This window comes from Croceimicrobium hydrocarbonivorans (assembly GCF_014524565.1).
In the GTDB taxonomy this organism is placed as follows: domain Bacteria; phylum Bacteroidota; class Bacteroidia; order Flavobacteriales; family Schleiferiaceae; genus Croceimicrobium; species Croceimicrobium hydrocarbonivorans.
In genome coordinates this window covers 1136441-1160505 of the sequence record NZ_CP060139.1, presented here as the reverse complement: position 1 = coordinate 1160505, position 24065 = coordinate 1136441, and the positions used below count along the sequence as shown (strand labels likewise).

Here is a 24065-nt window from a genome sequence, read left to right as displayed (position 1 = left end):
AAGAAGCTCTTAGATTCAAAAATTAGTTTACTCGCTTACTTTCATCTTCTAAACCGCCTTCATCCAGCTTAAGCTTTTTCACTTGCTCATTGCCAAAGCGATAGCTGATGCCCACTTCAATTTGACGACTATCATGCCCACCGGTTCCGCTAATGGATAAACCACCATAAGACATGCGACCATACCAGGGAGAGCTAAAGAAGACATCATTGAAATTGACAAAAACCTTAAGCTTATCATTCATAAAGCTTTTACTGATGGAGGTGTTTACAGCACCCAGGCTTTTAGTGCGATAGGTTCCGCCCCATAAGCTGGGTGAACTCCACCAACCTGAAATCTGCCATTGCCAATTATCCCCCAAATTGAAATTCGTTTGTCCATAGAGGGAAACGGTAAGTAAGTCAACCGCCTGAAAGCTAATGTCGCGCGGGATATACCAGGTTTGGAAGGTATTAACACTTACATAGCTGTTCCACCATTTCGAATGTTTAAAGGGACTGCCAAAACTTAGGCTTAAGCTGCGAGTATCTGCCACATTTCGAGTGGTTAGTGAACTGCGTTTTTCACCAACGGTATCGGTAATCTGGGCAAAGAAATTTTGGGTATAAGAGTAAGAAACAGAAGTACTTGTGGAGTAGCGGTATAAGTGCCCGATGCGAATATTATCACTGATTTGGGGGATCAAAAAGGGATTACCCTGATAAAAAGTGAGCTCATCTCTTTGGTAAAGGAAGGGGTTTAAATTTTGGTAATTGGGTCTTTGAATGCGACGGCTATAACTCAGCGTCCATTGGCTCAGAGGATTCTTTTTATAACTCAAAGAAAGGCTGGGAAACCAATTTCCATAATCTCTTTGAACCAGGCTGTCGCCGGATGCGTCTAAAGTATAGAGCTGTCCTTTGGAAGTGGTGTGTTCATAGCGTAAACCTGCCTGTAGGCCCCAGTTTTGCCAGTCGCGAGAAGTCTCGATATAGCCCGCCGAAATGGCTTCGCGGTAATCAAATAAATTACTGCGATTGGGGTCTTGTATGCGAACACTATCCAATAGGTAAAAGTTGAAATCATTGGCGGTTCTTACTTCCGACCATTTAAATCCGCTGTTAATATTCCAGGCTCCAAGATTGCGACTGTAATCAGCTTTAGCACTATAGAGATCAAATTCGCGATCGGTAGCCATTTGGTAATGGCGGGAAGAAAGTAATAATTCTTCGCTGTCATTAACATAGCGATTGGGTTGATCGGTTGCACTTTGTGCCGAGAATCGACCTTGATCGAGGTCAATGCCGAATTGGTTCTTATCGTTCTTCCAGCGGTAATACACATTGCTAAAAAGGCTATAACTTTCGTTTTCCGTAGAGCCTTTTGATAAAAGTACTTGTGTGCTAGTGCTGCTGCTGTCCGGGATAATGGGGGTGCGACTACTGCTTAGTTCATCGTTATTGCTGAGATCGCCCTTTACCGAAAAGCCAAGGCTATGCTCTTTGCTAATCCGCCAATCGGCACCCAGACGTGTGTTGTAAGCCTTACGATCGCTATGCACGAAGGAGCGTTGATCGAAGTCGATATTATTCTGCCTGCGATACAAATCCATGAAGTTTCGACTCTGGTTTAGTCCATAACCCACCGAAGCGAGTAAGCGCACCGCCTTACGGTTATGGTATAGGTTGAGATTCCCATTATTACGCGGGTAATAGCCCTGAGTATAGCGATGCGAGTAGGAGCCAGTAGTTCCTAAGCTTTTATCGCGCTTTAAAACAATGTTGATGATACCGGCATTGCCAGCGGCATCGTATTGAGAGCCGGGTTGGGAGATGATTTCTACTTTCTCAATTTGATCACTCTGGAGGTTTTTCAGATAAGCATTTAAATCATCCCCTTGTAAATTTAAAGGGCGGCCATCCACAAAAACCTGCACCCCACTGCGGCCTTCCAGAATAAGATTGTCGTTTTGATCTACAAATAAACCAGGGGCGGCTCGCAGTAGTTCTTGCGCCGATCCACTACCGGCACTCAGGTTGGCATCAATATTAAATATGGTCTTGCCGGCTTCGGCTTGTATCATCGGCTTCTCGGCTTGAACCTGAACCTCTTCCAAAACACTATTGTCTTCCTGCATTACAATTTTACCCAGATCTAAAATCTTACCTTGATAATTCAGATCGTAGATAAATTGGGTTTTCATGCCAATCAGCTGTAGCTTTAAATAGAAATTCCCAGTGGATGGAGGACGCATTGTAAACTGACCTTCCAGGTTAGAGATTTCCCCTTTAATTAAACTGGAATCAGCAGAATTAAAAAGAATGACATTCACAAAGGGGAGCCCATCGCCCTTGCTATCTAGGATGGTGCCTCGGATAGAGGCTTGCCCAAAGCTTAGAGTACTACTAAGAAGAAATAGGAAGAGTACTAGTTTTTTCATGGGCCAAATATAGATCACTGATTCCCAGCTTTATCTTATAAAAAGCCTAAAACGGATCAGTCGAACCATCGAGTCGGCAGACGGTTACTTTAGGTAGTTAAAATGATTTCACAAGCATAATGGGAAGATTAAGGGATGGGATTATAGCGAGGAAATGAACATTTAGGGCTGGAACTTTAGTCAGGGTCCCTTTTTCGCTAAAATCAGGTGCTTAGCCCCCAAGATTCCCTAATTTTGCTCTTCAAAATCTAATCAAAGATCCATGGATAAATTCGACGTAGCCATTATAGGCTCCGGACCTGGAGGTTATGTGGCCGCCATTCGTTGTGCTCAGTTAGGAATGAAAACTGCCATCATCGAAAAGTACGCCACCTTGGGTGGAACCTGTCTTAATGTAGGTTGTATTCCCTCCAAAGCCCTGCTCGATAGCAGTGAGCATTTTCATAATGCAGAAAAAAGCTTTGCTGATCACGGAATTGAGATCAACAGCCCAAAGGTGAACTTTGAGCAAATGGTGGCGCGTAAGCAGTCTGTAGTTGATCAAACTTGCGACGGGGTGAAATTCCTTATGGATAAAAATAAGATTACCGTATTCCAGGGAATGGGCTCTTTTGTAGATGAGCATACCATTGCCATTAAGGGAGAAGAGGAAACCAAAATTGAAGCGAAAAATATTATCATCGCTACTGGTTCCAAGCCTACGGAATTACCTTTTGCTAAATTCGATAAGGAGCGCATCATCAGCAGTACCGAAGCTTTGAAATTAAAGGAGGTGCCTAAAAAGATGATCGTTATCGGGGCTGGTATTATTGGCCTTGAATTAGGTAGCGTTTACGCTCGTTTGGGAGCTGAGGTAACGGTGGTGGAATATTTAGATCGTGCCATCCCAACCTTCGATGGTGCCTTGAGTAAAGAGATCACCAAGTCCCTCAAAAAATTAGGCTTGAAGTTTAACTTCAGTCATAAAGTGAGTGATGTAAGCCGTAAGGGTGATACCGTTGTGGTAACTGCCTCTAATAAGAAAGATGAGGAAGTGACTTTCGAAGCAGATTACTGTTTGGTAGCAGTAGGTCGTAGTGCATACACCGCTGGTTTGAATTTGGAAGCTGCAGGCTTAAGTGCTGGTGAGCGTGGTAAAATTGAAGTGAACGATCATTTACAAACTGCCAAGTCTCATATCTATGCTATTGGTGATGTAATTAAAGGTGCCATGTTAGCACATAAGGCCGAGGAAGAAGGTGTATTTGTAGCTGAAAGCCTAGCGGGTCAAAAGCCTCATATCAACTATGACTTGATCCCCGGTGTAGTATATACCTGGCCTGAAGTTGCGGCGGTAGGTAAAACCGAAGAGCAATTAAAAGAAGCTGGCGTATCCTATAAATCAGGTTCCTTCCCCTTCCGTGCCTTAGGTAGAGCTCGCGCCAGTGGTGATGTGGAAGGTTTGGTGAAAATCCTTTCTGATAAAGAAACCGATGAAGTATTAGGCTTTCACGTAATAGGACCACGTGCTGCTGATTTGGTGGCTGAAGGAGTTATCGCAATGGAGTTCCGCGCTTCCGCCGAAGACATTGCTCGTTCCAGTCATGCACACCCCACTTTTGCAGAAGCAGTGAAGGAAGCTGCCTTAGCTGCAACCGACAATCGTGCATTACACGTATAAGTTTATATTTGACATAGATTATTAGAAGAGGCCCTAGTTTGGGGCCTCTTTTGTTTTATCTTTTGAACTAGCTTTGTGCTATATCCACTGCCGGGATGCGTAATATTAAATGGGCTTACATAAGTTATATCCTGCTGATAGTCTTTATCAGCTTCCTTCTGTACCTATTTTTGAATAGTACGCATGACATGCAGCTCCTTGATGCCCAGCGAATTAATCTGGCGGGTCGACAGAGAATGCTATCCCAGCGATTGGTAAAGGAAGCCCTCCATATTACCGAGTTTACCCAGGTTAGGGAGGTGCAGAAGAGTTGTTCTGATCTGGAGCAAACCATTAAAAATTACCGGGAGCAGGAAGAGGCTCTAGCCAATGGTCCTCTGTATTGGAAGGTAGAAAAGGAATCGCGCTTAACGGTAGATTCACTGCATGAGCGATATCTGGGATTACGCAACCGATATTTAGCCACGGCCCAAAAGGTTACTGCTTATTGTCATGGTGGGATGACCGCCAATGAAGCGCGCAGCCTAGCCTTGGAGATGCTGGCGGATAGTGATGCCATGCTTTCCTATTTGGAGCAGGTGGTACGGGAGTACTCCTTGGATGCTCGCATCAAGAATGAAGAAGAACATCGCCTCAATACTTTTGCCTTTTTGGTGGTGGCCTTCACCTTTATCCTCCTTTCTATATTATTTTTCTTACCCATCTTTCGTCAGCATAAAAGAGAATATGCCGCTCGTTTAAAGAACCTCGAAACTAGTCGGGAAACCGGAAAAGAATTAGGTCGTTTATTAGAGGCGGAGAAGGATTACAATCTTGAACTTCAAAGGCAGCGCAATGCTCTGGCCACAAGTCAGGAAGAACTCAAATCCTATGTGAAGGAAATTGAGATGGCACGCATGAAGCTCAAAGACAGTGAAAGTGAATTATTGGGTGTTATTGATAATTTACCCGTCGGTGCCATTTTGGTGCAAGGCGAAGATTTATTGGTGAATAAACAAGCCAGTGAAATCTTGGGCTTTAGCCCGGATGAAATTGATTCTCCGGAAAAATATTTCGAAAAGGTCTATCGGGAAAAGTCCATGGACATTGTAAATCAATACCGCGAAGTCTTAGAACAAGGAGGGATCGATCCATTTTTGTTCCCTATTTATCGTAAGGATGGAGAAAAGCGGGTTATTGAATTTGGAGGCTATAAGTTTAATCGAGGTGTAGTTTGGACTCTCAATGACATCACAGATAAGCGCAGTGCCGAGCGCACTTTAAAACGGAATGAAGAGGCGATTCGAAAACTCTACTCCATTTCGGCCGATGCCAATTTGAATTTTGAAGAAAAGGTGCAGCAAATTCTGGAGTTGGGCACCGAACGCTTTCGCATGCCTTCTGGAGTGGTTACCCGATTTGATTCGGAAGGGAAAACCTACGAAGCGGAATATGCCCATAGTATTCATGGCACCGTTGAAATTAATCGCAAGCTTCCGCTGAAAGGAACTTTAAGTGCCTTGATTCGTGAAACCCATAATGCCGTGTCTTTCCATAATGAGGCAACCGCGCCGGATTTTGTGAACCAGGCCGAGAATTTCCCCATTAAGGCCTATTTGGGCGCCCCCATTGAAACAGACAGTGGTTTTTATGGCACCCTGAATTTTAACAGCCCCAAGCCGGTACGTTCCTCCTTTACCGATAATGATACCGACCTTTTAAAATTGATTGCACGCTGGCTGGGTGCGGAGATTTCCGCTGAGCAATCACGTCGTCAATTGGTGGAGGCCAAGGAAAAAGCAGAATTAGCGGCCACCGCTAAAAGTGAGTTCTTAGCCACCATGAGCCACGAGATCCGTACTCCTATGAATGGGGTAATAGGTATGACCTCCTTGCTCCTGCAAACCAAGCTCGACGATGAGCAAAAAGACTATGTAAATACCATCCGCCTTAGTGGAGATACCTTATTAAGTATCATTAACGATATCCTCGACTTCAGTAAAATTGAGGCGGGTAATATGGATTTGGAAGAATACCCATTCTCCATCAAACAATGTGTGGAAGAGTCGGTGGAATTACTGGCCAATAAAATCAGTGAGAAAAACCTAGAGCTGATTTACAGCATTGATCCCAAGATTCCGAATTATATCATTGGTGATATCACTCGCTTGCGTCAGATCTTAATAAATCTCCTCAATAATGCAGTGAAGTTTACCGAGGCCGGTGAAATTGAAATTAGAGCCGAATTACAGAATTATTCCAAGCAGGAGTACGAGGTACATTTCATGGTTCGTGATACCGGAATTGGAATGTCCAAGGCCCAGCAGGAAAAGCTGTTCAAGGCCTTTAGTCAAGCTGATAGCTCCACTACCCGAAAATATGGAGGTACCGGACTGGGCTTAGCGATCTCCCAAAGACTTACGCGCCTGATGAAAGGTGATATTTGGGTGGAAAGTAAGCCAGGTCAAGGTTCCAGTTTCCACTTCACGATCAAAGTGGAGCAAGCCGAAGATCAGATTGATAAAAATGAGGAACGCATCCTGAGCTTGCTGAAAAACCGCAAGGTGATGGTGATTGATGATAATCATACCAACCTCCGTGTGTTTATCAAGCAATTGCGAATTTGGGGTATGCAGGCTTTTTCCGAGTCTGATTCCCGTATTGGTCTGGAAACCCTGATCAAAGAGAAATTCGATCTCTTGATTACGGATTTCGAAATGCCTATGATGAATGGTTTGGATCTCAGTAAGAAGATTAAAGAAGCCAAGCCAGATTTGCCGATTATCATGTTGAGTTCGGCTTATCTCGAACTTCCGGAAAAGGAAAAGCATGCACTCTTTAAATACTATTTATCTAAGCCCGTAAAGCATTCGCAGTTAATGACTTGCATGGGTGAGATCTTTAAGGATAGTTCAGCGCCTCAGGAAGTGAAGATTCAGAAAGAGTTGAGTACCGAGGAGCTATTAGAGGACTTAGGCAATCGTTTCCCCTTGCGTATTTTATTGGCAGAGGATAATGCCGTGAATCAAAAACTGGCGGTGCTTACCCTGAAAAAAATGGGCTACAGTACCGACATTGCGGGCAATGGTCTTGAAGTGCTCCAGGCCCTGGAACGCCAGCAGTACGATCTGATATTTATGGATATTCAAATGCCGGAGATGGATGGCATGAAAGCTACCCATGAGATCATTGCGAAATATGGTGATGAGCGTCCGGTAATTATAGCCATGACTGCCAATGCCATGGAAGGCGATCGCGAGAAATTCCTCGATGTGGGCATGGATGATTATGTTACTAAACCTATCAACCTGCGCGTAATTCAGAATATGTTGCGCAAGGTTTATCTCAAAGAGTATTCTCAGGAATGAGTCAAGGCTATCGCTTTGCATGGCCAGAAGCGGTCCAAAAGTGGCAGCAGCTAGAAAGTTTGGCGGCCAGCTCTGAGCACTGCATCTTGCTCGATTCACATCAGCATAAGGATCTCTATGGTAGCTGGGATAAGATTTTAGCCTGGGGGGCAAGAGCCATTTATCAAGGCGATTTTGAAGGCTTAAAGACCTTTCGACAAGAGCATAAAGATTGGTTATTTGGGCATCTGGCCTATGATCTTAAAAATCAATTGGAGGATTTAGATACGCGGCATCCTCAAAAAATAGCATGGGCCGACCTGCAATTTTTTGTGCCCGAAACTATCCTACTGTGTAAGGAGGGGCAATGTGAAGTGCTATCCTGGCATTATGCCAATCAAGAAGCTTTAGAAACAAATCTCAACTTGGAGTCAAGCAGGGAATCTTTTCCAAAGTTGAATTTCGAAGCACAAACTTCACGGGAAGTCTACCTCCAAGATATTCAATCCCTGAAGCAGGAATTGCAATACGGCAATATTTACGAAATCAATTACTGTACGCTCTTCGAGGCTCGGGGGCCGATGTGTCCTTTGCAGCGATTTCAGGAATTGAATGAAAAGCATCAGGCACCTTTTAGCGCCTATTATCGCGATAAACAGCGTCATTTACTATGCTTTTCACCCGAGCGATATTTGCGGAAGAAAGGAGATGAATTGATTTCGCAGCCCATCAAAGGGACTGCGGCTCGGGCACAAGATCCGGTGCGAGATCAGGAGCAAAAGGCGCATTTATTGAGCTCCGAGAAAGAGCGCGCCGAAAATGTGATGATTGTAGATCTAGTACGGAATGATCTATCCCGCACCGCCCGTCGAAATTCCGTCAGTGTACCCGAATTATTCGGCTTATATAGCTTTAATGCCGTGCATCAAATGATAAGCACGGTGCGCAGTGAATTGGATAGCGCTCGCTACACTTTGGAGGATGCCCTGCATTATTCATTTCCCATGGGCAGCATGACCGGCGCGCCCAAAGTATCGGCCATGCAATTAATCGATCGGCATGAGCATTTTCGCCGTGGATTGTATTCCGGTGCCCTCGGTTATATTGATCCCGATGGGAACTTCGATTTCAATGTGGTGATACGCAGCATTGCCTACGATGCCGAGCAAAAGTATGCCCAAGTGGCGGTAGGTAGCGCTATTACCATTCATTGTGACGCGGAGGCTGAATATGCCGAATGCTTGTTAAAGGCGGAGAAGCTCATTCGCTAATTACCTTTGCATCATGCTGGATACTTTACAGGCGGCATTAGCCAAATATGATATTGATTCGCGCGATAAGCTTTTACTGGCTATCAGTGGAGGTCTGGATAGTGTGGTGCTTTTGCAGGCCCTTTTAGACTTAGGCTTTCAGCCGGAATTGGCCCACTGTAATTTTGGTTTAAGGGGCGAAGAGTCTGAGGCGGATGCAGACTTCTGCCAGCGTTTGGCCCGACAGCATGGTCTGACTATTCACATAAAGAAATGTGAAACTGAGACCTATGCCCAAGAAAAGGGTCTCTCTATCCAGATGGCGGCACGAGACTTGCGCTATGCTTATTTCGAAGAATTAGACCTTTTGGGGAATTATCGCGCTATTCTTACTGCTCATCACGGAGACGATCAATTGGAGACTATGATCTTTAAATTGGCCCGTGGCAGTGCTTTGGAGGCAGTGGCCGGAATTCGGGAAAAACGCCAGAAATATATACGTCCCATGTTGGGTATTCTGCGCAATGAAATTGAGGCCTTTGCCCAAGAACGTAATTTGGCTTGGCGTGAAGATGCTTCGAATGCTGAAACCAAATATCTGCGCAATGCCTATCGTCATCGACTGATTCCTCTTTGGGAAGAAATTCAGCCTGATTTGAAAAGCAAAATGTTGCTGAGCTCTCGATTGTTAAGGGAGCAAAGTGATGCTTTGGATGAACTCTTGGAGGAAAAACTGTCTGAGGCTCTAATCCAGGAAGAAGGCTGGGAGCGTTTGAATTATAGTTCCATTGTAGATAAAGCCTGGTTTGGGCAATTACTTTATAAATGGCTTTCGCCGAAAGGCAAATGGGATTGGCCGGCGGTCCATCATTTATGGCAAAGCCGTAAGGGGCGCTATACCGAAAATGAAGACTATCGCCTCTATCATGGTGAGGTCTGCTATGAGCTTCGCAAACAAAGTTCTAGCCCCAGCGTGAGCTTGGAACTCTTGGAGGGCGATTCGGAAATTGAAAAGCCCATCCGCATGGATATGCAGATATTGCCGCGCGAAAAAGTGAAGTTGGACGGCCTAAGAGAACATCATTTTCTTGATTATAAGGCCTTAGAATTTCCACTCACCTTGCGTACTTGGCGCGATGGAGATCGATTTCAGCCCTTGGGTATGTCAGGAACCAAAAAGCTTAGCGACTATTGGATTGACCAGAAGATGCCCATGGCCGAAAAGGACGGTCAATTGGTATTGGAAAGCGCAGGAGAGATAGTAGCCCTGATTGGCCATCGTATCGACCATCGTTTTCGGGTCCAGAATTCGACGAAAACCATTTACTTTGTTCGACTTAAATAAATTTCTCTAAGCCATCATTGATGAGATTACTAAGCACCCTTTTGACCCTCTGCCTGAGTGTATTTTTTGCTTCTGCTCAAATTTTAGATCCGGTTGATGTAAAGTTTGAAACCAAAGACCTGGGAAATGGCCAAATGGAATTAATCGCCAAGGTGACCATGGAGCGCGAGTGGCATATTTACTCCGTTAAAACGCCCGAAACCTCCATGATTATTGGGGCTGATTTTGTTTTCACCCCTAATCCTTCCTATAAACTTATTGGCGATCTCATTGAGCCCGATCCTCATTGTTATTACGATTCACTGTACATGGAGGACCTCTGTTCTCATGAAGATGTGGTGCGTATCCGTCAGAGAATCCAAGTGCTTAGCGCCAAGGATTTTAATTTGGAAGCAGAGTTTTCCTATCAAACTTGTAATGCCGAAACTTGTTTGGCACCCGAGTATGAGCCTCATACTTACAAGATTAAAGGCTATCAAGGTGCTGCAAAGGAGGAGCCCAAAGTGGAGGATTCTAAAACCGCTGCAGCCAATACTTCAAGCACTGAAGAAAGTCAGGATACTGGCGCAAGTTCGGTACCTGGCGAGAAAATAGAAATCGATTATACTCAAGGTGAAGAACTAGCCCAAGCTGAGGCCGAAAGTACCGAGTCTGATCAGGCTTCCGAAATGGAAACGGAGACAAAGGATCAAGGACGGAGTATGTGGGGTACCTTTATCCTTGCATTTCTAGGAGGCTTTTTAGCGCTACTAACTCCTTGCGTGTTCCCAATGATTCCGCTAACCGTAAGCTTCTTTACCAAGCAAAGTAAAAACCGAGCCAAGGGAATTGCCAATGCCTTAACTTATGGAGCCTCCATTATTGTAATCTACACCTTATTAGGTTTTTTTATCGTAAAAGTATTCGGTAGTGATGCCCTGAATGCCCTGTCTACCAACCCTTGGATGAACCTGGCCTTCTTTGTTCTATTAGTAGTATTTGCCATTAGCTTCTTCGGAGCATTTGAGATAACGCTACCCAGTTCCTGGGTAAATCGTAGTGATCGTGCCGCAGATAAAGGGGGGGGCATCGGTATATTCTTCATGGCCTTTACCTTGGCTTTGGTTTCCTTCTCTTGTACGGGTCCTATCATTGGAACCTTATTGGTAGAAGCCGCCAGTGGTGGTGTGCAAGGTCCCCTAATCGGGATGTTCGGCTTTAGCTTAGCTCTGGCCTTACCTTTTGCCTTGTTCGCAGCCTTCCCAGGCTGGTTAAACTCATTACCTAAGAGTGGAGGTTGGTTAAACTCGGTGAAGGTGGTTTTAGGTTTTGTTGAATTAGCCTTTGCCTTTAAATTCTTAAGCACAGCCGACCTTGTTTGGCAAGCCCATATTTTACCTCGCGAATGGTTTATCGCTATTTGGATCGGTATCGGAATTCTTTTAACCGCTTACCTTCTGGGTAAATACCGCATGCCCCATGATAGTCCTTCGGATAAGGTTTCGGTATTCCGTTTAATCTTAGCGGTGATCACCATCAGCTTTACCATTTATTTAATTCCCGGATTATGGGGAGCGCCTTTGAAAGCTATTTCAGGATTCCCTCCACCCATGTTCTATAGCGAGTCACCACAAGGAGTTGGGGCAGCAGCGGCACCAGCAGTGCTTTCTAGTGCAGCTTCAGAAACGCATATTCCCGAAGGTGCCGATCCCGATCATTGTCCGCATCAATTAAATTGCTTCCACGACTTTGAAACAGGTAAAGCCTATGCTGAAAAAGTAGGCAAGCCAATTCTGCTCGACTTTACCGGTTGGGGTTGTGTAAACTGTCGTAAGATGGAAGAGCAGGTATGGAGTGATCCCAAAGTATTGGAGATTCTTCGCAATGATGTAGTCCTCATTTCTCTTTATGTTGACGAGCGCGCCAAATTGCCTAAAGAAGAGCAATATGTAAGTGAATTGACCGGGGATGAGGTACGCACCGTAGGTAAGAAATGGAGTGAGTTCCAACGCGAACATTATAAATCTAATTCTCAACCTCAATATGTACTGATCAACCACGAGAGTATGAGTCCCTTAAATGGAACCACTGCCTATGATCCCGACATCCAATTGTACGTGGATTGGTTGGAAGAAGGAATTTCCAAATTCGAGCAGAAGTAAATTCGCTAAATATTTTATCCAAAGCTTTGCCTTGATTTTCGAATCGAAGCAAAGCTTTGGCTTTTTAAAGCCTTAGGACTAAAGTCCCATTACTTAATTTTGCCAAATGGTAAGCAAAGATCAATTGCAGGAATTGCAGTCGCGCTTAAAATCCTTAAATGCTTATTTGCAGATCGAGGAAAAGCGAATCCAAATCATTAACGAAGAAGAGAAAACCGCCGATGCTGGTTTCTGGGAAGATCAGAAAACCGCTCAACAGGTAATGAAGAAGATTCGCGGGATGAAGTTTTGGACCGAGTCCTTTGATGATTTGGCTGCCGCAGTTGAGGAAGTAGCCTTGGGATTGGAGTTTATGGAATTAGGTGAGCTCGATGAAGAAGAGCTGGATGCCATGTACCAAAAGGCCGTTCAAGTTTTAGAGGACCTCGAGTTCCGTAATATGCTTTCCGGTGAAGAAGATCAATTGAGTGCCGTGCTTCAAATTACGGCCGGTGCTGGGGGTACCGAATCTTGCGATTGGGCTTCCATGTTAATGCGGATGTACATTCGCTATGCGGAGCGCCAGAATTTTAAGGTTCGCGAACTCAATTATCAAGATGGAGATGTAGCCGGTATTAAAACCGTAACCCTCGAGATTGAAGGTGATTTTGCCTTTGGTTACCTGAAGGGTGAAAATGGCGTGCATCGCTTGGTGCGCATTTCTCCCTTTGATAGCAATGCCAAACGCCATACCAGCTTTGCTTCGGTTTATGTGTATCCTTTGGTAGATGATTCTATTGAGATTGAAATTAATCCTTCGGATATCGAGTGGGATACCTTCCGTTCGGGTGGAGCCGGTGGACAGAACGTAAACAAGGTGGAAACCGGGGTGCGTTTACGACATGCGCCATCTGGAATTATCATTGAGAACACCGAAAGTCGTTCCCAATTGCAGAATAAGGAGAAAGCCATGCAATTGCTGAAATCTCAATTATTCGAAATTGAACTGGAAGCGAAGAACCAGAAGCGAGCTGAAATTGAGGCTGGTAAGAAGAAAATTGAGTGGGGATCTCAAATCCGAAACTATGTATTGCATCCTTATAAACTGATTAAGGACGTGCGTACAGCCGAAGAAACTTCCAATGTGGATCAGGTATTAGATGGCGATTTGGATGCCTTCATAAAATCTTACCTGATGAGCCAGGGCCAAGGCGCAGAAGTGGAGGAGGCCTGATCGGAGAATAAGGAATATCGATAGCTCTCTCATTGGCTGCGGATATCTCGCAAATGCTTAGTAATTTGCTGGAAATTGAAATCTTGCGCTGCCTTATACTTTCCATCTTTCTGGTTTTTGGGCTCTCTGCTCAGGAGGTAGGCTTCGTGCCGAATGCCGGGCAGTGGGAAGGCAATTTTGATTTTCGATTTCACGGCAGTCAAGGATATGTTTTTCTGAAAGCCGGCGAACAAAGAGTGATGCTCGTGCAAAGGCAGCATCACGACCATCAATGGCATCATCAAAGTCATACTCAGACTAAAGGTCATGTATACCGCATTCACTGGCTGGGGGCCGATACCAATGCCCGTGTCAGCTCCGAACTATACCCTAATCACACCCGTCTCAATTTTCTTTTTGGCAGTAATCGGGCACGATGGAAATCCGGATTAAATCAATATCAAATTGTTACCTACCACAACGTTTATCCGCAAATTGACCTGCGTTATGTAGCGGATGGTTCGGGTTATTGCCGATTTGATTTCATCTTGCACCCTGGCGCCGACCCAGAACTTATTCGTTGGGAAATTGAAGGGGCAGATAAACATGGTATCGCTGGTTCTGATCTCGCTCTAATCACATCGGTGGGTTCGGCCATTTACACTGCTCCGCGATCTTATCAGGAAAAGGAAGAAATAGCCTCCGATTTTAAGCGATTCGAAGATGGAAGCTATGGTTTTGATCTGGCGAAATACGATCACCGTAAGGAATTACTAATTGACCCCACTTTGGTTTTTAGTACCTACAGTGGCAGTACCGACGATAATTTTGGTTTCTCAGCCACCTATGGTATTGATGGTTCCGCTTATGGAGCTGGTATCAATTACGGTCATAGTGTAATCCACAGGGGTTTTCCTACCACTCTGGGGGCCTTTCAAGATTCTTCACAGGGAGGTATAGTTGATATTAGTATCGCTAAATACAATCCGCAGGGAACGGCCCAAATCTATGCCACCTACCTAGGCGGCGATGGAAATGATTTACCATTTAGTCTGCTGGAAGGTCCTGATAAAAGCCTGATTGTGATGGGGGTAACTGGCTCCGTGAATTTCCCAACCCATCCCAATTCATTCGATACCAGCTTTGCTCAAGGGCCTGCCGATATGATACGCATAGGTGGCAGTTTGCCCTTTCCCGTAGGCTCCGATATTTTCGTTACAGTTTTAGATAGTAGCGGTGGCGCATTACTAGGCTCCACTTTTTTCGGCGATACACTTAGTGACGGCAACAACAAAAGGATGATGTTTAACTATGGAGATCCGGCCAGAGGCGATATTACATTGGATTCTCAGGGTAATATTATCATTAGCTCCTATACTTTTTCTTCGGGTTTAGCAACGGGCTCAGCCTCGGATTCCCATTACCGTGGGGAGCAGGATGGATTAATCGTGTCATTCAATCCGGACCTTAGCCAGTTGAATTGGGCTCGCTATTTAGGTGGTGAAGACAATGATGCTAGTTTCTCCTTGCGCTATACCAATACCGGGAGATTATTTGTAGCGGGTTCATCGGAAAGTGATACCCTAGCTTTCGATACAAGCGGGGTTTATCAGCCTATGCGAGCGGGTAAGGTGGATGCTTTTTTAGCGGAGTTAAATCCACAAAATGGAGATGTGCTCAAGTGGACATTTAGTGGTACCGCTGAAGATGATCGCGCCTATTTTGTAGACTATACTCCAGATGGAAATTTGGTGATATTTGGGCAAACTGCTGGTCCCTGGCCCTGGATAGGTAACAATGTTTGGGGTATTCCCAATAGCTCACAGTTTATTCAGGAATTGAGCCCTGATCTGCAACAGGTTCGGCATTCTACCACCTTTGGTGATGGCCTTTTAGGGGTTACGGATATCAGTCCCACTGCTTTAATGGTTTCCGATTGCGGAGACGTTTTCCTTTCCGGATGGGGAGCTCCCTATAATTCAAGTTTAAGGGGAGTGATGGGGGATACCCGTGGTTTACCGGTTACCCCGGATGCTTACCGTGATACGGCCGATAATCGGGGAGATTTCTATTTTATGCGATTGGATGCCTCCTGGCAAGAATTGGAATACGCCACCTTCTTTGGGCAATGGCAAAATGGTGCAGATCATGTGGATGGCGGCAGTTCTCGCTTTCGCAGGGATGGTAGTATTTTCCAGGCCGTATGTTCATGCGGCAGTATTCCTTATGGTTTCCCAATTACGCCTAATGCTTTTGAGGATACCGTGCGCAGTGGAAATTGTAATATGGCGGTATTCCGATTTGATATGGAAGCGGATACTGTGCGTTGTGAGGTGGATTTAGCCAAGGGAGTGCCCGATAGTACCTGCCTTCCGGCGGAGGTGAAATTTGTGGATCGCAGCTTTAATGCGGATGTAGTATTGGTGATTGACCCGCAGGGTAATGTAGATACTCTCACTAATCAAATATTCACGGTTCAAGATAGTGGCTTATCCGTTTTTCGCTTTGTAGCCCTGGATACAAATTGTAATCTGGTGGATAGTAGTCAGGTATTGATATATGGCTTTAATAATCCTCTGGAAGCCGACTTTAATTTTGAATACGATAGCTGTGATGCCAGTGGTATTGTTCAGTTTAAAAACCTCAGTATAGGTGCGGGTTCCTATCAATGGGATTTTGGTGATGGAAACAATAGTAATGCTTCTGAACCCAGCCATACTTTCCTGCCCGGTAATTATACCATTCAATTAATAGTGGAAGATCCGATCTGTAATCAGCTCGACACCTTAGAGCAGGAATTGGAGGTGCATTACCGCTCTAATAAAGGTGAAATGCTGGTGGAAAGCGATGCTTGTGATCCCGAACGAAAACTGAAGGCCAGGGCAGATTTAGGAACAACAAACCCGGGCGACTTCCATGCTTTTGAATGGTATGTAGATGGTCAATTGATAGGTCAGGGAGATAGCCTCAATTATCAGTTTCTGACGGGCGGCAGTTATGAACTGGAGCTTCGCTTCTTAGATACCCTCTGTAATCGCTCCAAATCCGAAACCTACAATCTCTATTATTACGATGAGAGCTTTGAGCTGAAATTCCCTAATATTTTCACGCCTAATGGTGATGGGATGAATGATGAATTTACCGTTTTGGATTTAGAGTCGGTGGCGCCTTTCTTAGAACGTGCGACTTTGGAAGTCTACAATCGCAATGGTTTACGGATCTATGCTGGCGACCTTTTACAAGCTTCCTGGAATGGAAAAAGTCAGGGGCAGGAAGTTCCGGATGCAGTCTACTTCTATATCTTCAATTATGAGGATATTTGTGGTCAAACTAAGGAGCAAAATGGCTTCTTCCATTTAGAACGATAAGATGCGATATTTCCATAATCCCCGTTGTACTAAAAGCCGTGAGGGCTTAGCTTATTTAGAAGAAAAAGGCTTAAAGCCTGAAGTAATCCTCTACCAAAAGGAGCCTTTAAGTCCTAATGATTTGGAAGAGATTATCGATAAACTGGACATTGAAGCCATTGAGCTTGTTCGCACTAAGGAAGCGGTTTGGAAAGAAGAGTTTGCCGACAAGGAATTGGATGAGAATGAGCTGATCCTGGCCATGATTGAGTACCCTCAGCTAATGGAGCGCCCCATCTTAATTAATGGTGATAAAGCTGCCATTGGCCGCCCCAAAGAAAATTTCGATTCTATCATTTAATATCCTGCACCAATCCATATACGATTGGGTTGCCGGTCCATAATCGCACATCAATAGAACCAGAGCAAGTGGCCGTATCAGACCCTTGGTCGATTAATACCTTCCAGTTGAAGTTATTGACACCGTATTCCCCGATCGGACTGCTGATATAATTACTTCCTTGCTTTAAAGGATGGGCAATCCATTGGATGGACTGATCGCCGTCCATAATATGGAATACCAGATGAGCATTTTTTGGCCCTTGGAAATTATCGATATGCGCCACCACCTGGCTTTGAGCTTCATCGGCTAAGAGGGTATAAGAGCTTAGGCTATCGATAAAAAGGTAGGGTTTGGCCTGCGCTTTAATTGCTTGTTTTTTCAATAAGCTGATGCCTAATTTCTGGCTTTCGGTATTATTTCCTGTACGCTGATAATGATGCAGGCTAAAGCCGAAGTGGTTGGCTCTCTCCTTCATTTCATAGCCCGCGTCGATAAGCGCTAAGGGCCAAAAACCCGGGCTGGCATGATCCATAATTAGTACAAAGTCATTGGGTAGATCCTCCAAATTCAATTGATCGATGGCTGTGCCTTTGGGGATTCCCTTACTGATCTGACGATAAAATTCCCATTTTTCGGCACTCCAATGATAGAATACCGGGAGGTCATTTCTTTGGATGCTAGCAAGATATCGACCGGCTTCTTTGGGTGGACTCAGATGGGCTTCTTGATAATAGCGTCGTGTTTTAAACAGGGGAAAACTAAGTAAGATGGCCAGCACCAAGTAAAGCAGGGGAATTCCCTTTTGCAGCTTTGTCTGCTTTAAGGGGATGAAGAATATGAAAGGACTTAGGAAAATTAAACTTGAAAATTGCAGCACTGGATTGCGAAGATGGGAGTACAGGAAAGCAATGCCAAAGCAAGCTAGAAACCAAATCCAAGCATCTGGAAAGGGGCTTTTAAATGCAAGCCAGGCTAGGGCAAGCATTAAAAATGGTCCCCATAAAGGCAGGTAGTTTAACTGATAGGAAAAGAAATTGAGCAGCCAATCATAGTCTGGTTTTCCTAACCATTGCCCCACACCACCCATCGCTAATTGATCTTGGAAAATTCCCAAATGCGGAGCGAAGAGCACTAAAACTCCTAAACCCGTAAGTAACCAGGGCCATGGTTTTTTACGAGTTCGGATTAGGGCCGTAATACCCATTAATAAAACGGAAAGTAAGGCCAGGTAATGACTGTAAGCGGCTAAAGTTGCTGCAAGGCCAAAAGCGATTAGGTACTTAGCCTTGGGCATGTAAAAGAAATAGCTGATATAGGCGTATCCGGCCCAAGCCACAAAAAAGCCTCCCCAAGCATAGGGTCTTGCTACCGTTTGGTAATAGAGGAAAAACTCCGAGAAAGAAAGGATCAGCACTGGGAAGGCAGCCCATATTCCGGTTTGGAGTCGCCGCCCAGCTAAATAGATGAAGGTAATTGTCCCTAATCCTAATAGAACCGAAGGTAGCTTTATCCAAAATTCCGAATAATCTACCAGGGGTGCCCAATAGTAGAGGAATACCTGTACTAAGGCGGGATGCCCATCTATCCGGACGGCTTTTTCAATCAGCTCCGAAAAGCTATCAAATTGGGTGCGATATAAAGCGCTTAACTCATCATGTGAAAAATCAAAATCGCCCAGATGCCAAAAGCGCAGGAATGCTGCCATCAAAAAGATCAGGCCGAAGAGCCAATGCTCCTTTATAAGCTGTGTTATTTTTCGATTCCCGCCTGCCAAAGTAAGAAGCTAAATTCCATTGCCGTTTCTTTCAGGGCTTCAAAGCGACCGCTGGCACCACCATGACCGGTGCTCATATTGCAGTACATCAAAATATGATTTTCACCTTGATGGTAATCCCGCAATTTAGCACACCATTTGGCTGGCTCCCAGTATTGCACCTGCGAATCATGCAGGCCAGTGGTGATGAGTAAATTGGGATATGCCTGTTCCTTCACATTATCGTAGGGGGAGTAGGACTTGATATAATGGTAATATTCCTCATTTTTTGGATTACCCCATTCGTCAAACTCACCGGTGGTGAGGGGGATGCTTTCATCCAACATGGTGCTTACCACATCAACAAATGGAACGGCGGCAATAACGGCTTTAAAGAGTTCTGGACGCCAGTTAATTACGGTGCCCATTAAGAGTCCGCCGGCACTGCCTCCCATGGCGAAGAGTTGCTCCGGCTGGGTGCGACCTTCGGCGATAAGCCCTTCAGCTACCGAAATGAAGTCCTGGAAGCTGTTTTTCTTCTTCAGCATTTTTCCCTCTTCATACCAGGGTCGACCCATGTATTGGCCACCTCTAATATGAGCAATTACAAAGGTGAATCCACGGTCTACAAGACTCAGGCGATTGCTCGAAAAGCCAGGTTCTACCGTAATCCCATAAGAACCATAGCCATAAAGTAATAGCGGGTTACTCCCTTCCTTTTGGCGATCCGGGCGCCATACTATGGAAACGGGAATTTTCTCGCCATCCTCAGCCTGGTACCAGCGTCTTTCTTCGCGGTAAACCGAAGCGTCGAAGTCTCCCAGTACCTCTTGTTGCTTAAGAGTTTTTTGTTCGCCGGTATCCATATTGTACTCCATTACCGAATTCGGTTGGATCAAACTGGAATAGCCATAGCGAAGTAAATTGCTTTCAAAGCTGGGGTTGGTACCAATTCCAGCGGTATAGGTTTCGCTATCGAATTGAATATAATGATCTTGCTCGCCATCCCAAGACATCACGCGTAAGCGGTTCAGACCTTGAGAGCGTTCTTCTAAAACCAGGTATTTTTCAAAAATCTCCAAGCCTTCGAGGTAAACCTCTTCGCGATGAGGGATAATATCCTCCCAATTTTCCTTTAAGCCCTGATCAAGTGCACTGCGCATCAGTTTAAAGTTGAGGGCATTCTGATAATTGGTGCGGATGTACCAATGCTCGCCAAAATGAGCCACTGAGTATTCCAGATCGCGCTCCCGAGGCTGGATTAAGGCAAATTCGCCTTCCGGCTGATTGGCTTCTAAATAGTGATATTCATTGGAAACGGTGCTATGGCAACCGATCATTAAAAAGCGTTCGCTCTTACTGCGGTATACAGAGCAAATAAAGCTGCTGTCTTCTTCTTCATATACCAATTGGTCCGTCTCGGGGGAGCTGCCAAATTGATGTCGGTAGATTTGGTTAGGACGCAGGGTTTCATCTTTGCGAGTGTAGAAAACGAATTTACCATCACTGCTCCAGGAGGCAGAGCCTGTACATTGAGGGAGCTCATAATTAAGCTCCTCGCCGCTTTCTAAATTGCGGAAGCGGATTTTATAAATACGTCGACTTTGATCATCATAACCATAAGCCAACCAATTTCGATCGGGACTTAAACTCATGCCACCCACCTGGAAATAATCTTTACCACTGGCTTCAATATTTACATCCAGCATAATTTCTTCCTCCGCATCCATGCTTCCTTTGCGGCGACAATAAATGGGGTGGTCTTTCCCTTGGTCATAGCGTACATAAATCCAATAACCATTTTTGAAATAGGGAACGGAGCTGTCGTCTTCTTTAATTCGACCTTTTAATTCTAAAAAGAGCTTTTCCTCCAAAGCTTGCAAAGGAGCCATTACTTCTGAGCGATAGTCGTTTTCTGCATTTAAATAATCCAGGGTTTCAGGGTTTTCACGTTCCCTAAGCCAGTAATAATTATCTTCTCGGATATCGGAGTGAATCTCTAAAATTTCCTTCTTTTTAGGAGCTTTCGGAGGAGTAGGGCCTTTTGACATTCGTCTTTAAATTTGGGGCTAAGTTGCTAATTTTTTCTTGGCTCGGAGAAGCAGTCCTCCGGCGCATATTTAATTATCTTGCGCATTCACAAAAATGCATACCATGACCCACAAGGGAATGCTTCGCGAGGGAGCTTTAAAGGATAAAGTGATCGTAATTACCGGTGGAGGAACCGGATTAGGTCGGGCGATGGGAGAGTACTTTCTCGAGCTTGGCGCTAAATTGGCTATTTGCGGTCGACGAGCTGAAGTTCTCGAAAAGGCCGCTCAAGAAATGATGGCTGAGAAAGGCAGTGAGGTTATTACCTATTCCTGTGATGTGCGTAAATACGATGAGGTAGAAGCTTTCCGCGATAGGGTAATTAGCCATTACGGTAAAGTTGATGTTTTGCTTAATAATGCGGCTGGCAACTTCATTAGTCCTACGGAGCGCCTTTCGCCTGGAGCCTTTGATGCGGTAATCGATATTGTACTTAAAGGAACCAAGAATTGCACCTTGGCTTTCGGTAAAAAATGGATTGAGAAAAAAGAGCAGAATAAGGTGGTACTTAGTATTACCACTACCTATGCAGCAACGGGATCTGCCTTTGTAGTGCCTTCCGCCATGGCTAAAGCGGGCGTGTCTGCTATGACTCGTTCCTTGGCTGTAGAGTGGGCTCGTCATGGAATTCGATTTAATGCCATTGCCCCAGGGCCCTTCCCAACTGAAGGAGCCTGGAGTCGATTATTGCCGGGTGATATTCCGGATATGCTGAAATTGGAAAATCAGGTACCATTAAAGCGGGCTGGTAATCTTCAGGAATTGGCCAATTTGGCGGCCTATTTGGTAAGTGATTTTGCGGGCTATATGAATGGTGAGATTGTTACCATTGACGGTGGTGAATGGTTATTAGGTGCCGGAGAATTAAACTTTTTAGAAGCTGTTCCAGATGAAATGTGGGATTGGATTGGTGAAGCAACCCGTAAGGGGAAATAAACTTTTCATCATTTTACTTTGCGGGCTCTTGGCTGCCTGTAAAACGGGTACTCGCGAACCTGAAGCCTTTGATTGGCAAGGGCATCGCGGAGCACGGGGTGAAGCGCCAGAAAATACTATTCCCGCTATGCTTAGGGCTTTGCAAGAAGGAGTGAAAACTCTGGAAATGGATGTGGTCCTCAGTAAAGATTCGGTAGTCTTGCTTTCCCATGAACCTTGGTTTAATAGCGACATCTGCTTGGATGCCAATGGCCAGGAATGGTCCGATTTCGCCGATCGTAATTTATTCCATTATACTTATGCTGAAATCGCCGCCTGTGATTGTGGATCGAAGGTCTATGATCGTTTTCCGGCTCAGGAGCATCTTAAAGCGGTTAAGCCTCGATTATTAGATGTGATTCTGGAGGCGGAAGAAGCGGCTTTGATGGTAAACCGGGAAGAGCCTTTTTACAATATTGAGATTAAGTCGAAACCCGAATGGGATGGAGTGCATTATCCCAGCTTGGAGTTTTACTGCGATCGGCTAATGGAAACCTTGGCTAAAGCCAGTTTGGAAGATCGCTTAGTCATCCAAAGTTTTGATCCCCGGGCCTTGCGCTATATGCATGAAAAATACCCTCAAGTATCTTTGGCTTATCTGAGTGAAGACGGGGAACGCAGTCCGGCGGAGCAAATTAAGGATTTGGGTTTTGTGCCGGCTATTTACAGCTGTGAGTTCTCACTTTTAAGTGAAGCTACCGTGAAGCAATTGCAGGCCTCAGGGATGAGAGTGGTTCCGTGGACGGTCAATGAAATTACGGATGCGGAAAGATTAAAAGCTTGGGCTGTGGATGGGATTATAACGGATTACCCAGCCCGCATGATTAGCGCTTTAGGGACGCATTAATCTTATCCAGCTTTTCCTTAAAATCTTTAGCCCGATCATGATCGCCAATTCGGGAGCAAATAGCTTGCATTAATTCATAAACCTGGGCGGCATTTCCCTGATTGAAGTGTTGGGACATCCATAGAATCAATAGAGACTCAGCGGCTTTTAGGGTGGTATTGTCCAAATGTTTGCTGAGTAATTCAGCTTGATGTAAAAGCGCTAATTCCTGCTCCTGGCGATCTGCCTTGCGGTAATGTTGGTAAAAATTCTGATGGGCCTCATCGTCCCAATTAAGGTGCAGGTACCAATCGCTCATCTTAGTTTCTAATCCTTTGGAGGCCTTCCTTGGCAGGTTGATGAACAGGGAGTAATTCCAGGGTTTTGAGGTATTCTTTCTTAGCATTAATTACATCACCCAACATTTCATAGGCGTAGCCTTTGCCATAATGGGCCTTGTAATTTTGATTAGGATTGGCCTGGATGCTTTTGCTGTAATAATCCAGAGCTTCGTGGTAATCTTTCACCTTTACCGTAAAGATATAGCCAAGGTTGTAGAAGCTATCGGCGTCATTAGGGTTCAATTGGGTGGCTTTGGTATAAGCTTCAATAGCGCGATTAAGCTCATCGATATTCATGTAATGAACACCTAATTTGTAATAGATCTTTGCATTGTTAGGTTCAATGGCAAGAATGCGCTTGTAGTAGTACTGTGCCAGGGTATCCCCTCTGGATGCTAGGGTTACGCCTAGAAGATCGAGAGCTTCAACATTTTCTTGATCTAAATCAGTGGCTTTTTGGAAAAACTGCAGGGCCAGGTCTGTGTCATGGCGAGAGTCGCGCGCAATAATGCCTTTGTAGAGATAGGCAGGAGCGAAATATTCGTCAATCTCAATAAGCTCATTAGCGTATTTCAGGGCAGGTTCAAAGTTTTGGATACTGGCATGCAGCTTAACCAGATTTAAGCGGCAATCAATATTCTCCGGGTCCACGTTTGCACATTGGGTCCATCGGTTCCGGGCCTCTCTACTTTGATTGCGAAGCATATTTAATTCGCCCAAATGAAGTAATAAGGGCGGATAGGTAGAGTCTACATTAAATGCTCTTTGGAAGTCGAGCCAAGCGCCTTGCTGATCATTGCGCTGTAATTTTTCAAAGCCCCTTTCTGATAGTGCTTCCAGATTATTGGGTTCAGCGGCAATTATAGCATCCAGGCTATCTAAGCTTGATTTTGGCTTTGGGCTTGAGGTCGAAGCCTGGCTACTGTCGGCAGGGGTGCCAGGATTGTTATTAGGGCTAGGGTTCTCATTGTTGCAGGCAAGCAAACTAAGGCTGGCCAGAAGGAGAATGCTTCTCGAAAATCTCATAATACGAAAGTAAGGAGGCCGACTGAATTA

At 45.0% G+C, this 24065-nt stretch carries 15 protein-coding genes; 10 read left to right on the top strand and 5 right to left on the bottom strand.

Annotated features, from left to right (window positions below; all coding sequences use genetic code 11):
• Positions 1 to 22 precede the first annotated feature (22 nt).
• Positions 23 to 2419, bottom strand: coding sequence for a TonB-dependent receptor domain-containing protein (locus H4K34_RS05405; RefSeq protein WP_210759804.1), 2397 nt, complete (start codon positions 2417 to 2419; stop codon positions 23 to 25).
• A gap of 262 nt (positions 2420 to 2681) precedes the next feature.
• On the opposite strand from H4K34_RS05405, the gene lpdA reads away from it, so the two are divergent.
• The 8 genes from lpdA to arsC all read left to right on the top strand — a co-directional run bounded on the left by lpdA (position 2682) and on the right by arsC (position 17041).
• Positions 2682 to 4079 carry a dihydrolipoyl dehydrogenase gene (gene lpdA, locus H4K34_RS05400; protein ID WP_210759803.1) on the top strand — a complete coding sequence of 466 codons (1398 nt, stop codon included), beginning with the start codon at positions 2682 to 2684 and terminating at the stop codon, positions 4077 to 4079.
• A 95-nt stretch (positions 4080 to 4174) separates the two neighbouring features.
• Positions 4175 to 7426, top strand: coding sequence for a response regulator (locus tag H4K34_RS05395; RefSeq protein WP_210759802.1), 3252 nt, complete (start codon positions 4175 to 4177; stop codon positions 7424 to 7426).
• A complete protein-coding gene (locus H4K34_RS05390) occupies positions 7423 to 8676 on the top strand; it encodes an anthranilate synthase component I family protein (RefSeq protein ID WP_210759801.1) in 1254 nt (417 codons plus the stop codon). Before H4K34_RS05395 ends, H4K34_RS05390 begins: the two co-directional genes overlap by 4 nt.
• Before the next feature lie 13 nt (positions 8677 to 8689).
• Positions 8690 to 10000, top strand: coding sequence for a tRNA lysidine(34) synthetase TilS (gene tilS / locus H4K34_RS05385; protein ID WP_210759800.1), 1311 nt, complete (start codon positions 8690 to 8692; stop codon positions 9998 to 10000).
• A gap of 20 nt (positions 10001 to 10020) precedes the next feature.
• A complete protein-coding gene (locus tag H4K34_RS05380) occupies positions 10021 to 12141 on the top strand; it encodes a protein-disulfide reductase DsbD family protein (RefSeq protein ID WP_210759799.1) in 2121 nt (706 codons plus the stop codon).
• Between the two features lie 106 nt (positions 12142 to 12247).
• Positions 12248 to 13354, top strand: a complete 1107-nt coding sequence (gene prfB, locus H4K34_RS05375; RefSeq protein ID WP_210759798.1) for a peptide chain release factor 2 — start codon at positions 12248 to 12250, stop codon at positions 13352 to 13354.
• Between the two features lie 53 nt (positions 13355 to 13407).
• Positions 13408 to 16701, top strand: a complete 3294-nt coding sequence (locus H4K34_RS05370; protein ID WP_210759797.1) for a DUF7948 domain-containing protein — start codon at positions 13408 to 13410, stop codon at positions 16699 to 16701.
• Between the two features lies 1 nt (position 16702).
• Entirely contained in the window at positions 16703 to 17041 is a 339-nt protein-coding gene (arsC, locus tag H4K34_RS05365; RefSeq protein ID WP_210759796.1) for an arsenate reductase (glutaredoxin), read from the top strand.
• Here the strand turns inward: arsC and H4K34_RS05360 are convergent.
• Entirely contained in the window at positions 17034 to 18728 is a 1695-nt protein-coding gene (locus H4K34_RS05360) for a glycosyltransferase family 39 protein (protein ID WP_210759795.1), read from the bottom strand. The genes arsC and H4K34_RS05360 overlap by 8 nt on opposite strands.
• A 44-nt stretch (positions 18729 to 18772) precedes the next feature.
• Complete coding sequence (locus H4K34_RS05355) at positions 18773 to 20827, bottom strand: S9 family peptidase (RefSeq protein ID WP_210759794.1); 2055 nt, start codon at positions 20825 to 20827, stop codon at positions 18773 to 18775.
• A gap of 94 nt (positions 20828 to 20921) precedes the next feature.
• On the opposite strand from H4K34_RS05355, the gene H4K34_RS05350 reads away from it, so the two are divergent.
• Together H4K34_RS05350 and H4K34_RS05345 are read left to right on the top strand one after the other, a co-directional pair.
• Positions 20922 to 21803 (top strand): SDR family oxidoreductase, encoded by an 882-nt coding sequence (locus H4K34_RS05350; RefSeq protein WP_407644577.1) that lies wholly within the window; start codon positions 20922 to 20924, stop codon positions 21801 to 21803.
• Positions 21757 to 22689, top strand: a complete 933-nt coding sequence (locus H4K34_RS05345; RefSeq protein WP_210759792.1) for a glycerophosphodiester phosphodiesterase family protein — start codon at positions 21757 to 21759, stop codon at positions 22687 to 22689. The genes H4K34_RS05350 and H4K34_RS05345 overlap by 47 nt, the downstream gene beginning before the upstream one ends.
• Here the strand turns inward: H4K34_RS05345 and H4K34_RS05340 are convergent.
• Together H4K34_RS05340 and H4K34_RS05335 are read right to left on the bottom strand one after the other, a co-directional pair.
• On the bottom strand, positions 22667 to 22987 hold the full coding sequence (locus tag H4K34_RS05340; protein ID WP_210759791.1) for a hypothetical protein: 321 nt from the start codon (positions 22985 to 22987) through the stop codon (positions 22667 to 22669). The two genes, H4K34_RS05345 and H4K34_RS05340, sit on opposite strands and share 23 nt — an antisense overlap.
• A 1-nt stretch (position 22988) precedes the next feature.
• Positions 22989 to 24035, bottom strand: a complete 1047-nt coding sequence (locus H4K34_RS05335) for a tetratricopeptide repeat protein (protein WP_210759790.1) — start codon at positions 24033 to 24035, stop codon at positions 22989 to 22991.
• Positions 24036 to 24065: the final 30 nt, after the last annotated feature.